Consider the following 15,727-nt stretch of genomic DNA (forward strand, 5'->3'; position numbering starts at 1 on the left):
AAAACATCGAGCGCTGGTTATAGTCAGCGCTCGTTGCGTTTCCAACCCAGCGATTTCTCCCTCAAAAAAGATCAGCCCATGCCTGTATCCCTCATCAACGCGGTAGTCGATTCAGCGGTCAACGCTGGCGTCGTGCCGTGCGGGAATTTGCAGCCTGCGCAGATCAGTCACTATCCCCCTCCTGTCAGTCGCACGCCGGTGTGCGCGGTGGTTTCGCCGCCAGGTGTTGGCTTCTCGGGCTGATCAGCGGTTTCTGCTGTTCCCTGCGCCCGCCTGAACACAACGACTGAATTTCAGCTTCGGCTGAGTTGGCTTCTTGCCTGATGACAGGTGGTTTTCATGTTGCTCATTTCAAAAAAAACCGCGCTCGCGGCGGCGTCCACGAGCCTGTTCGTTCTGCTCTGGAGTAGCGGGGCGATCTTCTCCAAGTGGGGATTGGCTCACGCCTCACCCTTTGCCTTTCTGTTGCTCCGCTTTGCCATTGCCCTGCTGGGGCTGGTGATTCTGATTCCCATCCTCAAACTCAAACTGTCCCGGCGCGGCAAGCCGATGCTCTATGCCGCGGCCACCGGCCTGGTATTGCTGGGCGCCTATCAGATTTTTTATCTGCTGGCGCTGGACCTGAAGGTCACGCCCGGCGTCATGGCCACGATCATGGGGGTTCAACCGATCCTCACCGTGATGTTGATTGAGCGTCAACGCTCCTGGAGCCGGATGTTCGGCCTGATGCTGGGGCTGACGGGGTTGATCATGGTGGTCTATCAGGGCATCGGTCTGGCCGGGATGTCGCTGGCCGGGATGCTCTTCGGGTTGTTGGCGCTGGTCAGCATGACCGTAGGTTCGATCATGCAGAAACGCATCACCGAAAATCCTCTCGGCACGCTGCCAGTGCAGTACCTGGCCGGGTTGTTGCTGTGCGGGGTTTTCGTGCCGTTCCAGCCGTTCCATTTCGAGCACAGCACCGGTTTCATTGTGCCGGTGTTGTGGATGGGATTGGTGGTGTCGTTGCTGGCGACCTTGCTGCTGTATCGCCTGATCGCCCGAGGCAATCTGGTGAATGTCACCAGTTTGTTCTACCTGGTGCCAGCGGTGACGGCGGTGATGGACTACCTGATATTCGGCAACAGACTGGCGACGTTGAGCATGCTGGGTATGCTCTTGATCATCGTCGGGTTGGTGTTTGTGTTCCGTAAAAGCCGCTGATGCTGACGCGGCCTTCGTGATTGGCGAAGGCCGCGTTTTTTATGGCTGGCATTGCAGGCGCACGCGCTCGTAGTTCAGGGCTTTGTTGCGCTCGGGCAATGCGTAGGGCGCCAGGCAGTGTTTGTCACCCCATTTGATGGTGAGTGTGGCCTGGTCCTCTTCAACCAGCGCAAGTGCTTTACCGTTCGGGTCAGAGATTGCCAATTGCTTGCCCACCGCGTCCTCCAGTGATGCGCCGAACGGAATCATAGTGTTCTGCGCATCAAACAATTCGAATTGCACGCGACGCCCGGTTTTGCCGGTGTATCGAGCTACCACCACCGCACCCCGACGCGGCACCAGTTGTTGGGTCGCGTTGTCGATTTCAATGTCCCCACCCAGATCGCGGGTATCCAGACTGATCCAGTTCACCCTGTAAGGTTGAGCATTGGGGATGACCGCGTAGCCGTTGCGTCCGGTTTCTACGCCACTGTAGCTGCTGATTTTTGCCCCCGGAACTCCCGGAACCTCGACCAGTGCGAAGGTTTCACTGACGGTCTGCCCCAGATTCACTCCGCCCGCGTGGGCCACTACGGAGCCGGCGATGTTGAGGTTTTGCGAGTCATAACCACGTCCCTGACTGTACCCCAGGTTGATGTCTGCCACCGAAGTACGACTGTTGATGTTGGCTGACGCCGAATTGCCGCTGGTGCTGCTGTTGCCACCTTGTACCGAATAGAAGGTATCGCTGGTATCGGACAGGTAACCATTGATACCTGTCTGAGTGTCGCTGCTGCCTTTCTGGGTGCTGGTGGTGACGAACGCCCGTGGCGCACGAGGTTGACTGCCCAGCGGGAAAGAGATCGACAGGTTGAGTTGGGTATCGCTGCTTGCTGGCCCCCAGGTCCCAAGATCCTTGGTGCGTGTCACTCCGAGGTTGTAGCTGACATCGCCCCAGTTGTTGCTATAACCGGCCGAAAAGCTCTGAGAGCCGCCACGGTTCCAGTAACGTTGGTCACTGGCATTGACGTAGATACTGCCGAACTCCCGGTTGCGTCCCATGCTCTGGTTGATGGTCAGATCGGTACGGGTTTTCGAGTTGCCAGTACGCTTGCGCGCTCCCTCACTCTGGTCTTCCACATGGTCGGTCAGGGTTCTATAGCCCTCGGTCGAGTAGCGATAAGCGGCCAGCGTGAAGTTGGTGTCGGTGCCGGTGAAGGTTTTCGCATATAACGCACGCACACTATTACCCTGGGTCGTTTGCCCCAGTGCGTTGCTGGATGAGTGGGTGGCGTCGACAGAGATGGCGCCCAGCGAGGTGTTCTTGCCGACACCCAGCGACAAGGCCTTGTAGTCGTCGCTGGCTTGTACGCCAACGATACCGGTCAGGTTGCTGCTGATGCCATAGGCCAGGGTGCCGCTGAGAAATTGCGGCGTCGCCATGCCGTCGGTGTTGCTGCTGTATTGACCGGCAGAGGCGCTGTATTTCACCTGACCTTCACGCACCATGATCGGCAGACTGGAGAACGCCTGCTGGGTCACCCGACGGCGTCCGTCGGCCTCGATGATGGTGATCTGCAAGTCACCGTTGGAGCCGCTGGGATAGATATCGCTGATTTCGAACGGTCCCGGCGGCACGCTGGTGGTGTACAGGATGTAGTCGTTCTGACGAATCTCCACGGTGGCGTTGGTTTGCGCCACACCCCGAATGATTGGCGCATAACCACGTTCGCTATCGGCGCGCATGCCCTCGTCGGAAGCCAGTTTCAGGCCGCGATAGCGCACGCTGTCGAACAAATCGCTATCGGAAAAAATGTCACCGGCACTGAATTGCCCCTTGAGCGCAGTCACGTCATGTTGCAGATAGCTACGGTTGCTTTGGAATGTGCTAGGCCGGCCGGTGCCACTACTCAGGTTGGACTCGTTGCGCAGGCGCCAGGCGCCCAGGTTAATGCCATTGCGCAGACCCAGGTTATTGGCGAAGCGCGTATCGAAGTCACCGGCGTTGCGACTGCTGCTGAACTGATAGTTGATAAAGGCTGCGGGCACGCCATCGTCCCACAACGCAGGATCGACATAGCCGCGCATGCCGCGTTGCATCGCCACTTGCGGCACACTGGCAGTCAGTCGCAGGCGGTTTGAGTCATAGCGCAGGGTGGCCTGATCGATCAGTGACGGCAGGTCATAGCAACTTTGCGGGTTGTCCGGGTCGAGCTTGCCCAGAGCTTGCAGCCTGGCGATGTCGACACCCAGTTGTTTGAGCAGCTCAAAGGTCAGGCACGGCTCGACGCGACCCGTTTGCGGGTTGCGATTGAAATCGATATCGCGCCGGCCCACCAATACGTCGTTGCTGTAAAGATCGACCCGGTAGTTGCCCGGCAACACGCTGTTGGCGGACAGCAGCAGTTGCAGGTCCACTGGCGATGGTGAGGCTTGCAGGAACGTGGTGTTGAACGCTTCCGTCTGCTGCTGTTCGGCAGCGTCTGCCGGTGCTTGTGTTGCCAGTGCCAAAGAAGGCAGGCCTGCAAAAACAGCCAGCGATAATGCATTTAACTTCAGCGAACTAAAAGTTTTTGTATGACGTAACGTCCGCGTGCATTGTTCTGCGCAATGATTGGGCCTGTTGCCGAAAAAAAAAGACATGCAAAGAACCTATATCATCCGCGAGTAACTACTGGGCGGGGCGAGTAAAAGCATACCCAAGGCATGCCGGGGAGTTTAAATAGGCAGTTATGGCGTAGACGATGCCTCTGTGGTGCTGGCATTGTTTGAACTGCCGTTTGCGAGTTTTGTGGTGTATTGGTTTTGTGCGCCATAGTCATTAATGCTGGAGAACGTCAGGCGTGCGCTGCTGTCCGTTGAGAACTTTGTAACGACAAACTCTTTTTCTTCGCCGGGGGCAATCATTGTCGAATCGGCTGCCAGTTCAACTTGCTGTGAACCCTGAAGTTTTATGTCAGCCATGGAAACGTGATACAGACTTGGGTTTTTTACTTTCAAAACGGTTTTCCCGGAGTTTCGGGCAAGTTGCCATTGAAGTTCGGAGGGCGCCAACAGGGCATCTCCGGGCAGGCCGGCCGGGCGGAAAAATATTTTGATGCGCTGGCGCACGGCCAGTTGCAAGGTATTGTCGGCGACGGCGGTCTGCGGTATTTCCTGGACATTGAGCCAGACTACTGACTCTTTGTCCGTCGGCATGCCAGCACCTTCATACAGAACGCGCAGCAGTTGCTGTTCCTTGGCAAATACCCGGGCCAGTGGTGGTGTGACTGCAAATGGCGCGGCACCTGGCTTCGAGTCGCCACCGTCGATCCAGGATTGAATCAATACATCTTGATTGCCATTACGTACGGTGACATTGGCTTCCTTGTGTTGGCCATCAAAGACAATACGGGTGGCACTCAGTGAAATACTGCCCATGGCGTGATTAGCCATGAGCAAGCCCAGTAGACCCAGGCAAGCAGGAATAGAACGACGCAACATAGTGTTTACCGTTTGTTTCTGTGTGAATGGCGAGGCTGGGAAGCCTCGCGCATATTCGGTCCGGCTCTACCGCTTATTCGTATTCCAGGATGAACGGCAGTGTTGCGTCACCGCGACCGGCGGTGGCGGTACCGGCAGCGCCGGTAGTGACGTAGGCGGCGGAGAAGTTCAGCGTGGTGTCGCCACCGACAGCGCCCGTACCGTGCATGTCGCTCTGGATCTTGGCGGTGGTTTTGGAACTCAGGTCGATCAATGCGCCATTGGTATCGAGCAGGGCGATGCCGACGTTGGCGGCAGTGCCGGTGCCTTTGGTCAGCGCCAGGACTTTCTTGCCGGTGACCAGGCCCGAACCACCGCTGTTCGCATCAAAAATCATGGACACTTTGGTGCCCAGGTTGCAGTTGACGTTCAGGTTGAAATCTTTCCCAGTCACACGACCTGACGCCGGACTTTCGGCAGTACCCATGTCCTTGATAGACACAGATCCCATATCCACGGAGATCACGCGATCGGCATTGGCGCCGTCTACGGAACAGGCGTCGTTGTTGATGACACCGGTGAAAGTGATCTTGCCGCTACCACCTTTAACAGGCGTTGGTTTTACGGGGTCTTCGGCAAAAGCACTGCCAGAGGCCGCGATAACGGCCATGGCGATAAAGGCCAGGGAAAACTTCTTCATGGTGATGTCCATTAGTATTGATTAGAAAAGGGCTGCATCGAAATGCCAGTACACGATAGGGGACGAGGCGTTTCGAGGACATCAGACGATTCTTATAAAGACTAATAGGATCAGGTTGTTGGCGCAGACGGCCGGACGGTAAATATTTTAGTGAATGAAAAGCCATTATGGGTTAATGGCTTTTCGACTGGGGGCTCTCAGCTTTTTAGTTGAAGAGGCTGCGTTCCAGGCAGTAGGCTAACAAGTCCTGATCGCTGTTGACTTCAAGTTTTCGCATTGCCGAAATTTTTTGAGCACTGATGGTTTTTGAACTTCTATTCTGACTGCGGGCTATATCACTCACACTCTTGCCCGAGATAAACAGACGCAGTATCTCGAACTCCTTGGGCGACAAAGTGGTGAATCGATCATCAATGGCGGTGGAGGATTCCACGACGGATGTTTTCGTCGGCTCCAGGCTGCGATAGATACCGTTCTGGGCAATAGCCTTTAGCGCGAGCTCGATTTCAGCGTGCAACTGGCTCTTCTGAATCACCCCGACCACCCCCATTTCGTGAAGACGGGTGAGAATCAGCTGGTTGGAGATCATGGTCAGTATCAGAATCTGCACGTGCGGAAAATGTCGCTTCAGATACTCGACCAACTTGAGTCCGTCTCCGTAGGGCGAGTCTGCCGGCATGTTGTAGTCGGTGATGAGAACGTCCACGGGTTGTTGCTCCATTAGCTCGATCAAGCCCTGTGAACAGAAGGCTTCACCGACAACGCAAAAGCGCTCGTCGCGCTCGACCAGTTCGCGTACCCCTAGAAGCACAATCGGGTGATCGTCCGCGATGATTACTTTGAGTTTTTCCATAAAGGCCGCCCGTAATGCCGGTGTAGGTGATTGGGTTGTTTCCATACGGTTGTACGCAATGGGTCGCCGTTGTTACTCCAGAGCGTCCAGAACACCCGAAAGCCTGCCCAGTATCTGCTGCACCTTCAGTGCAAGGGAAGTATCGAGGATTGCACCTGCGAGCGAACACTCCAGTTCAGCACAGTCCTGAGCCAGGCTGATGGCCTGCACGGCACCCAGGGCACCGGCGATGCTGTGTAGCCTCTCACCGAGGACTCTGCAGTCGCTTTGTTCGAGTGCGGTGCTGATCCGTTGCATGTCTTGCTGCAGGGTGCTGATGAATAACGGTCGCATTTTTGAGGAAAGTTGAACGGTATCGGTGACTGGTGTTCGGGGTAGGGCAGTGATGGTTTCAGGCTCGACGCGAGCAGGCACCGTTTGCAGCGACGGCTTGCAGAGTTTTACCAGGTGGGCTCGCAGGGTTTGCAGGCTCAGGGGTTTGACGATCCAGGCATTCATCCCGACGGCGATGCAACGCATGCCTTCCTCGCGCATGGCGTTGGCGGTCACACCAATGATCGGCAATTGGGGATCATGCTCTCGAAGTATTTTGGCCAACTCATAACCGTTCATGAGTGGCATGTTGACGTCTGTCAGCACCAGGTCGAAGGCTTGAGGTCGCCACAGGTGCATGGCCTGTTCGCCGTTGGCGGCCGCGACCACGGTGCATCCCAATGTTTCGAGTTGTTCCTTGATGATTGCCTGGTTGATCGGATTGTCCTCGGCCACCAAAATGTGCAGATGGAGGTTGCCGGCTCTCTGCGGCTCAGCTTGCCGGGGCTGTTCGCGTTTGCCGTGCTGTGCCAGCGAGATCGCCAAAGCAATGGCCCGCACGTCATGCATATCGACTTCCCACCCATTGTTTGTGTACTCGGGTGGATTACGTCCGCCTGAGGTACAACGAACACGCGGGCCAGCCCAGGGCTGCTCCGGATCAGCGGGCAGAACATCCACCAGCACCGCGTGCGGGTGTTTCTGTTCCAGCGGTGACGCTGCCAGCGTGGCATGAATCCCCAGGCGATTCAGCCAGTCGCACAGCGTCTGTGCCAACTCGCGGTCCGGGGCCTGGACATACACCGGTGATGGGCTGGGCTCGATTGCCGTGCAGTCCGGGAGTTCACCGGCCAGCACCGGCAAGCTCATTTGCAGGGCGAAGCTGCTGCCCAGCCCCGGCTCGCTGACCACTTTCATCTGGCCGCCCATCATCTCGCTTAACCACCCGCAAATCGGCAACCCCAAACCCGCGCCGCCTTCGCAGGAGGCTTCCCGGACCTGATAAAACAGTTCGAACAGCTTGGCCTGTTGCTGCTCGGAGATACCAATGCCGGAGTCGGTGACTTGCCACTCCAGGCTGACCTGACCGTCACGGCGTTCCAGTACTCGGGCCCGCAGTACGACTCGCCCGGTGTCGGTGAACTTGATGGCGTTACTCAACAAATTGTTGAGGATCTGGCGGATGCGCATCGGGTCCCCCAGCAGCCGGTTCGGCAGTGCAGCATCAATGCACGCATAGAGCTGCAGACCCTTGCTCTGGGCGAAGGCGGTATACGTGCGCAACGTGTCTTCGAGCATGTCCAGCGGGCAGAACTCGATGGGTTCAATCGCCATTTGCCCGGATTCGATTTTCGAGACATCCAGCACATCACTGATCAATTGAAACAGGGTGGCCGACGAGCGCTGGATGGTCTGCAGGTATTCTTGCTGGCGAGGGTCGAGGCGAGTCATCCCGAGCAACTCGAGGGTGCCCAGTACCCCGTACAACGGCGTGCGGATTTCGTGACTCATGGTGGCCAGGAACAGCGTCTTGGCTTCATTGGCGGCATCGGCAGCACGCCTGGCTTCTTCCAGTGCGGCGGCATCCTCGATATGACGGGTGACGTCATTGAAGGCATAAAGCCGCACGTCCTGGCCCTTATAGCGGGTCGAAACGAAACCGACTTGCAGGTGGCGGCCTTCAATTTCCAGGTAGGTCTCACCGGCGTCAGCACGGTCATGACTGTGGTCAAGAGCCGTCACCAGTTTGGCGGTTCCCTGCCATTGCTGGGCGCGCTGGTTTTCCATCAGGACCTTGTCATCTGAACGGCGCACCACACATAGCCCCGTTGGCGCGGTATCGATCACCACCCGGCTGAATGCCTCGCTTTCTGCGATGCTTATATGGGCCTGGCGGGCGGGGAGAATGACTTGTCTTTTGTACCAGCGGCTGGCGAGCCAACCCATGGCGATAACACTTAACAGCAATACCCCAAGGCTGGTCAGCGGCCATAGCGCATAGCGGAAAAAACTCTTGAAGCTGATCGCATAGATAGCGGTCCACTGGGGGCCTTCGCTGTTGGTGATTTTGAACACCAGACCGTCAGGCTTGAAGTTAAGTCCCTCATTCAGGGGGGATTCAGGCTTGAGAGAACCGGTCAGTACCTCGCCTGACGGAGCGACCAGGGTGAAGTGGTCATAGATCGACCAATCCATGGTGCGCTCGACATCATTTACCTGGGACATGTCCAGCAGCGTTGCAATGACCACTCGGGAGTCAGCGCCACTGATCTGTAGATGTTCAGGTTTGAACGGGATATCGATGTAGGCCATTAAGCGGACCGGTGTCGAACTGTCGGTGGTTTGATCGTAATGTTTCCAGTGGACCCCGGCATCGGCCAAAGACTGACTATTTTGGTTCAAGTGTCCCAGAACCGTCTTTATCACCTTGGCGAAGGTCTGGTCGAAGTTCACCGCACTGCCACGCAAGTATCCGGCGGCCGGAACGGCGATATCGAAAGTATCCTGATAATTGAACAGGAAAATCTGCGGTGACTGGAAGTGCGAGACGGACCAGAAAGCGCTGTAGAAATTGCTCAGGTGTACGCTCAGCGCGAAAACCTTTGGCTGCTCGCTGCTGGCGATTTTCTGTTGATTGAATTTTATGCTGAACGGTGTCGAGAACGAAAATTCCCGCCCTTCATAAACGTCCTCTTGCGACTGTACTTTATGCAGATGCACCTGGGGGTTTTCGTCATTGAGCAGTTCGTCCTGAAGGCTGCGTTGCGACAAGGTCTTCAAGAAGGACTCTTGCTTACGAATGTTTTCCATCAAGTTCGAGAAGTGAAAACGCACCGCGTCGTGCTGCTCCTCGATCAGACGTTGACACGACCAATAGCTGGTTCCGACCAACAATAACGCCACCCCGAGTAACACCAGCAACCCTTTGTTCAGTCGCAATGAACTGCGGGTGAGTTTCTCCAAGAGGGCGTTATCGTGTTTCATTAAGGTTATCCGCAGGACAGTAAAGAATCGGCGCAGGATGGATAGTACCTCTGATGGTTGATGAAGGTCGGTCAGGCCGGCAAATTAGTAAAAGGTCGCTGGACCGTCATTGGTCAGCAACTGTTGAAACTGGTCAGATGAGACTGCATGGGAAATCAGAAACCCCTGAACTTGCGTGCAGTCGATTTTGCGCAGCAGCGCAAGCTCCTGTGGCGTCTCCACACCTTCGGCCACCACTGTCAGACCCAGCTTGCGGCCCAGCGCCACAATGCTGGTCAAGGCTGAGGTCATTCCTTCGTTTTCGTGGCAGCCCTGGACCAGCGCCCGATCGATCTTGAGTTCGGTAAAGGGGGTCGAAACCAGGTTCATGTAAGAGCTGTAGCCCTTGCCGAAATCGTCTTGCGAAAGGCCGAAACCCTTGATACGCAGACGGCAGGCACCCGCGTAGAAGTTACTGATGTCCTGTGGGATGGAGCACTCCATCAGTTCGAAACAGATCTTGCCTGGTATGCCCTGGTGGTGCAGGACAAACTCCAGCAGACGATCCGCCAGGTCATGGCTGTTGAGCAGGTGCGTCGGCAAATTGATCGACACGGGAATGTCGTAGCCCTGCTGGCGCCATCGCGCCTGGGCATAAATGGCCTGCTTCAAGACCAGCCATAACAAACGCTCCTCCAGCTGGAACGCCTTGACTGTCGGCAGGAACAAACCGGGCAGCATCACGCCTTGCTCCGGATGCATCCAGCGCACCAAGGCTTCGGCGGCGACGATGCGGCCGTTGGCCAGAGACTTCTTGGGCTGAAACCAGGCCTGAAACTGTCCGTCGCTCATCGCCCGGATAATCGAATGCCGGTCAAACTCCAAGGGCGCAGCAATGACCTGTGAAGCGCTGCGAATCTTGCCGTCGAGTTGTTCCGTCAGGCTGCGCAGTGAGGCTGAGGCGACGGGCTTGGAAATCAGTCCAATCACTTCCACGCCGAGGTTTTTCGCCACGAGACTGGCGGCCGTCAACATACGCCTGGACGCAGCACTCATGATTGCCAGGGCTGGTTTGTGGCGTAGACCGGCCAGGCTCTGGATAAACTGAACACCGTCCATACCCGGCATTAACAGGTCCGTCAGCACCAGGTCGAAATCGCGCCGCTGCAAGTGTTCCAGCGCCTCTTTACCATCCTGTGCGGCTTCGAGATTGAACTCACCCAGTTCACTGAATAAATGCTGCAGATACATGTGCTGGAAGGGGTGGTCCTCAACGATCAAAATGTTATAGGGCTTCATGGGAGGTCCCTTCATAAGGCGCCAGGTAATTGAACAGGGCCCGCAACGCAAAGGGTTTGACCAGGCAATGGGTCATTCCGGCGGCAAGACACAGTTCTGCTTCTCCGCGCATGGCATTGGCTGTTGCTCCGATGATCGGCAGCGAGCAGCCCTGACGGCGCAGTTCTTTGGCTAACTCATAGCCGTTGACGTTGGGCATGTTCACATCGGTCAGGACCACATCGAAGTCCTCGGTTTTCCAGAGCCGCAGCGCTTCGTGCCCATCACAAGCCATTGCCACAGTGCAGCCGAGTTCCTCCAACTGATCCTTGAGAATCAACTGATTGATGATGTTGTCTTCGGCCACCAGGATGTGCAGATCGAGCTTCTTCAGCTCACGTTTTTGCGCATACTCGTCGGCTCTGGTGACCCAGAGTCCCTGTGCCTGGCTGACCGCCTGGTGAATGGCGGTCAAATGGTTAAGGTTGGCCTGCCAACGGCCGGCTTCGATTTTCGGTTCACTGCAACCGTTACCGCTGACCATAATCGACGGTCCTGACCAGTCGGGCACCAGCGGTTGTTCGACAGTGCCTGGATGCAGTTCGAGTAACAGGTGGCCGCTGGCGGCGTCCGCCTGGGACGGGCGGCCGATCTGTGCACGGGCACCCCATCGGCGCAACCAACCGCTGATGGACTCCGCCAGTTCGCGAATCGGCGAGACTACGTAAACAGTCTCTGGCAACAGGCTTTTCAGGAGGCTCGCCTCGGCACTGATTGAGGCCTCTTCGAGCGGCAGCGTCAGGGTGAAGCTGCTGCCCAGTCCGGGTTCGCTGACCATGCGAATATGGCCGTTCATCAGTTGAGTCAGACGCTGGCAAATGGGCAATCCCAGTCCGGTACCGGCCACCACATTGGTGTTGCCTTCGGTTTGATAGAACGGCTCGAAAATGAAGGTCTGGTCTTCCTGAGCAATGCCTTTCCCCGTGTCGGACACTTGCCACAACAGGCTCGAACGTTCGCCATCGCGGTTCAACAGCTTGACGCGCAGTACCACCCGCCCGCAGTCCGTGAACTTCACGGCGTTACTGAGCAAGTTATTGAGGATCTGCCGGATTCGGGTCACGTCGCCGATCAGCCGCTCAGGCAGTTGCGGATCGAAGCAGGCGTAAAGTTGCAGCCTTTTGCCCATGGCGGCTGCGGCGTAGCCCTGGATGACTTCATGAATCAGATCCAGCGGGGAAAACTCGCTCAACTCCAGTGCCAGTTGTCCGGCTTCGATCTTTGAGACATCGAGCACATCACAAATCAATTGCAGCAGAGTCGCAGAGGAGCCCTCTATGGCGTGCAAATAGTCTTTTTGTTGCGCATCGAGCTGGGTCCGCGCCAATAACTCCAGAGTGCCCAGCACGCCATAGAGAGGCGTACGAATTTCATGGCTCATGGTGGCCAGGAACAGAGTTTTTGCCTCGTTGGCCGCATCGGCCGACTGCCGGGCTTCCTCCAGCGCCGCTTCCACCTGTTTGCGTGCGCTGATATCGCTGAAGGCGCAAAACAGCACGTCCTCACCCTTGTAACGGGTTGGCGCGCTACTGAGGTACAGGTGCCGACCTTCGATGGTTTCAAAGTAATCGGAGCGGTTGGGCTGTTCGGTGTCGAATGCCTGCCTGATCCAGCCGGCGCACAACACCTCGCGTTCCAGACCGTTACCCAGCCATTGCTGGGCCAGGGTATTTTCCAGTACCACTTGAGCGTCGGTACGGCGCAGTACGCACAGGGCCACGGGAGCTGTCTGGATTACATCACGGCTGAATGCCTCGCTCTCGATCAGCGCCTGAATGCGGTTCATCGCAGGCGTAATGAAGCGGCATTCGACACGCCGCATCAGCAACAGGATCAGTGTCACGCTGAGCAGGCAGAACACCAGCGAGCCCAACAGTTGCAGCCACAATCCGGACATCACCGCCAGCAGGTCGATCGAATACACCAGTTGCCAGTCCGAAGACTTCAGTTGTTTGCGGATCACCAGATGGTCCGGCACCAGCCCCCTGCCGACAAACCCGAAAAAGTTTTGACCTTGAGGTTCGAGCAGCATCTGGCTCAATTGCGCGGTGTGGCTGTTGGTGAACACCAGCATGCCCTGGGAGTTGAGCATCATGAACTCACCCGCGCTCTGATCGTTCAGGGTCGTGGAGATTTCCCGGCTGTCCATCTCCAGGCCCAACCAGCCGGAGTCTGAATCACGGTCATCCAGACGAATGAAAATATACAGATGCGAGCGTTGCTCGGACTGATCCGTCAGCCACAGTTCGTCGATGGTCGATGTGTCACTGTCCTTTAGCACTTCCAACTGACTCAGCATGCTGGACGAAAAGTCGGGCACCACCGATGTTGAGTCATAAAGACGTGTTACTTGCGCGTTCGGGCCGGTGTTCACGTAAAGCAGATTGACCTGCTTGCCTTTCATGTAGTCGCGCATGCGCTGGGTCAGCCAGATACTCCACAGATTGCCGGGGGTATTACCCAATTGCAGATGGACTTCTTCGGTGGAGGGTAGGTAAACGAGCGGTTTGGCCTGTCTGGATTTGCGCACTGCCGACAGACTGAGGCTTTCGAGCAAGGCCTCGCGATTGGTGAAGAAAGTGTACGCCTCGGCAATCGCACTGCTCATGTAGCCGCGACGCTGGGAAATGTCATTGTTGAAGGTGAATAGCAGAAAGTTGTAAACACCGCTCAGAATGCCGATCAATAAAACGAGGGCAAAAAGACGAAGCAGTTTTCTGGCTGCTTCGGGGCTGGATAACACCGGGCTGATCTGGAGCAGGTAACTTTTTAGTTTCATCTCCGGACTCTAAAGGGCGATCTGTCGAAGGGGCATCAGGCGATTCTTAAACACAGTGGTATCAACAGATTCGGAGTCGGGTGGTGCCTGATATTGATTCCGATCCGCAGCCTGATTGGAAAAACTGATCCAAAACCATCAGGCGATCCTTAAAAAAACCGGATTCTGGCCGATACTCAAGGCTCAAGCCTTCACATTGGGAGTGTCAGCATGAACGGGAAGTTTTTCTCTGTCGGTGCAGGGCTGGTTCTTGGCCTGACCGGACCCGGACTGTGTTTCGCGGCGACGCCGGTGGCTCAGGGTGTCATTGCTTTTCACGGCAGCATTGTCGAGTCGTCGTGCACGTCTTCTGCCCAGGCGGGCGGACTGAAACTGGACGACTGCCCGACGCTGGCGCGAGGCAGTGCCATCAGCGTGCGCCGCGTTGATCCGATTCGTTCGGTCAGTGCGCTCGATCATTCCAGTGTGGAGGTGAAGCTGGTTGCTGACAGCGGTGAGGATGGCCGTTATTACCATCAGCAATACGCAGTGGTGGATGGATCAGGCAAGCCGGTGAATTCGGGGGCTTATCTGATTACTTTGACCTCACCCTGAGTCAGTGCGCTCGGTCTTTGTTTGGTTCCGGGCCGAATCGTTAATAGGCCGCACTCTTTCTGGCATTGGACCCTGGGAGGAGGGCGGCTGTTTCAGAATTGTCTTAGGGAAGCTCCGAACCACCTCGCGCTTCTCGACACCGGTGTAGCCCGCATCGACATAGACCGCGCTTTCCTCTCCATGCAGCCGTTCGGCAACCTGGGTGACATCGGCTACAGTCGCTGCCGTACCGTGAACGTGATGGACCAGCCCCGACTCCTCAGAGATAGCTCATGATAAATGTAACGTCGGCATTTGCTGATCCCGCCTCTGGCTTGTCTTTAGATGATCGAATGTACGAGGCGCTCAGTGGGATTTTCATATTTCCACCCTGGATATCGTATTCAGTAAATTCATGGTTAGTATCAAGAGCAAGCGGCTTGCCGTCAGGGCTTTTTATTTGAAGTCCAATGCCTTTAGCAGTAGAACTCTTATTTAGAGATACAATTCCCAACTCACTGCTTATAACTTCAGAGTTTGCCTTAAGCATGTATTTAACTGTTTTTATTCCTTTTGGGCAGGCATTGAGATTTATGTTGAAATTGACTTGGTGCGAGGCATCGCCAGGCTTTTCAAATTCATGCAGGAGGTAATCATTACCCATTTGAACCTCCACGCTAGGCGTGCTGCAAGAGGCTGCCGCAACAATAATCGGATTCAATAATATGAACCGTCCAACCTCAAAGCCGGATGTGGTTACCCACGACCCCAAAGGCCCTGCGGGTATCATGGCGCCGTCATTCACGCCACCATCCTTATGTATAGAAAGCACATACTCATTACTGAACGCAAATTCTGTATCTTGATTAGTCATATTCCAGCTAGAACCTGGACTGGTAATAGTGTTGAAGAAATTCCACTTGTTCAGCTTAACTTGCCAGTAAAGCCCTGTCCCCTTAATAGGGAACTTTATTCCACTTGGAGGCTGAGTGCCTAGTGCAGCATTGACTCTAATCCCCGATGCGTTATCAGGAGAGCACAAAACCATTACTTTTGAGTAAGGACTTGAGAAGGTTTCCCTATAAACCTCACCATCGATAGCATCTACGGGAATATTTAACACACCTGGCCCTCTGTAGCTAAAAGTGCGTGTTTGCCGAGCCGGATCCTTTGGGTTCCACCGGCAATCGGCCTGCGCCATCAAGGAAAAGCTCAATAATGCCATCCCGAGTCCGGCACTTTTAAATACGCTTCCACAGATGATTCTCGAAATGTTTTTCGCCAAGCCATAAAATAATCTAATCAAACAAGACAAATACCTTTCCGATCGAATATAACTCATAGCGGCCCCAAGAACTCAGCTCGTGAAAGCCTTCGATCATCGCAAGGCACTAGCCGAGCCACAATAAGACAAATCTTATTTTTCGACACGTTGACTAAAGTTGCTCGGCGATAAAGCAAAGATGGGGGCAGACAACTCGCTGATCTGAATCGCCGGCAACCCGAATCTATTGACTTCAATGTAGGTCTGATCTGGCGCGGGGGGGGGGGGGGGGGGGGGGGG

General features: G+C 55.7%; 11 protein-coding genes and 1 pseudogene. 3 read left to right on the top strand and 9 right to left on the bottom strand.

Annotation, left to right across the window (positions count from 1 at the left end; translation table 11 throughout):
- Nucleotides 1–78: 78 nt before the first annotated feature.
- Nucleotides 79–243, top strand: coding sequence for a hypothetical protein (locus tag AC1RKH_RS26435; protein WP_185015468.1), 165 nt, complete (start codon nucleotides 79–81; stop codon nucleotides 241–243).
- Nucleotides 244–339: 96 nt separating this feature from the next.
- Complete coding sequence (locus tag AC1RKH_RS26440; protein ID WP_493064271.1) at nucleotides 340–1,203, top strand: DMT family transporter; 864 nt, start codon at nucleotides 340–342, stop codon at nucleotides 1,201–1,203.
- A gap of 39 nt (nucleotides 1,204–1,242) precedes the next feature.
- Here AC1RKH_RS26440 and AC1RKH_RS26445 read toward each other — a convergent pair whose 3' ends face one another.
- From AC1RKH_RS26445 to AC1RKH_RS26475, 7 genes are all read right to left on the bottom strand, one after another.
- Entirely contained in the window at nucleotides 1,243–3,825 is a 2,583-nt protein-coding gene (locus tag AC1RKH_RS26445; RefSeq protein WP_493064272.1) for a fimbria/pilus outer membrane usher protein, read from the bottom strand.
- Nucleotides 3,826–3,912: 87 nt separating this feature from the next.
- The gene (locus AC1RKH_RS26450) at nucleotides 3,913–4,665 is read right to left on the bottom strand and encodes a fimbrial biogenesis chaperone (RefSeq protein WP_493064273.1); all 753 of its coding nucleotides are present in this window, start codon (nucleotides 4,663–4,665) and stop codon (nucleotides 3,913–3,915) included.
- Nucleotides 4,666–4,738: 73 nt separating this feature from the next.
- Nucleotides 4,739–5,344 carry a fimbrial protein gene (locus tag AC1RKH_RS26455; RefSeq protein ID WP_493064274.1) on the bottom strand — a complete coding sequence of 202 codons (606 nt, stop codon included), beginning with the start codon at nucleotides 5,342–5,344 and terminating at the stop codon, nucleotides 4,739–4,741.
- A 205-nt stretch (nucleotides 5,345–5,549) separates the two neighbouring features.
- On the bottom strand, nucleotides 5,550–6,197 hold the full coding sequence (locus AC1RKH_RS26460; RefSeq protein WP_493064275.1) for a response regulator: 648 nt from the start codon (nucleotides 6,195–6,197) through the stop codon (nucleotides 5,550–5,552).
- Nucleotides 6,198–6,269: 72 nt separating this feature from the next.
- Nucleotides 6,270–9,494 (bottom strand): hybrid sensor histidine kinase/response regulator, encoded by a 3,225-nt coding sequence (locus tag AC1RKH_RS26465; protein WP_493064276.1) that lies wholly within the window; start codon nucleotides 9,492–9,494, stop codon nucleotides 6,270–6,272.
- Between the two features lie 84 nt (nucleotides 9,495–9,578).
- On the bottom strand, nucleotides 9,579–10,772 hold the full coding sequence (gene pvrR / locus AC1RKH_RS26470; RefSeq protein ID WP_493064277.1) for a response regulator cyclic di-GMP phosphodiesterase PvrR: 1,194 nt from the start codon (nucleotides 10,770–10,772) through the stop codon (nucleotides 9,579–9,581).
- Entirely contained in the window at nucleotides 10,759–13,590 is a 2,832-nt protein-coding gene (locus AC1RKH_RS26475) for an ATP-binding protein (RefSeq protein WP_493064278.1), read from the bottom strand. The genes pvrR and AC1RKH_RS26475 overlap by 14 nt, the downstream gene beginning before the upstream one ends.
- Nucleotides 13,591–13,800: 210 nt before the next feature.
- On the opposite strand from AC1RKH_RS26475, the gene AC1RKH_RS26480 reads away from it, so the two are divergent.
- Complete coding sequence (locus tag AC1RKH_RS26480) at nucleotides 13,801–14,184, top strand: type 1 fimbrial protein (RefSeq protein ID WP_493064279.1); 384 nt, start codon at nucleotides 13,801–13,803, stop codon at nucleotides 14,182–14,184.
- A 126-nt stretch (nucleotides 14,185–14,310) separates the two neighbouring features.
- Here AC1RKH_RS26480 and AC1RKH_RS26485 read toward each other — a convergent pair.
- Nucleotides 14,311–14,451 (bottom strand): annotated as a pseudogene (locus AC1RKH_RS26485) (transposase); the annotation flags it as partial.
- Nucleotides 14,444–15,505, bottom strand: a complete 1,062-nt coding sequence (locus tag AC1RKH_RS26490; protein ID WP_493064280.1) for a fimbrial protein — start codon at nucleotides 15,503–15,505, stop codon at nucleotides 14,444–14,446. The gene AC1RKH_RS26490 and the pseudogene AC1RKH_RS26485, both read right to left, overlap by 8 nt.
- Between the last annotated feature and the right edge of the window lie 222 nt (nucleotides 15,506–15,727).

It is taken from the genome of Pseudomonas sp. GW822-FHT06B12 (assembly GCF_058799675.1).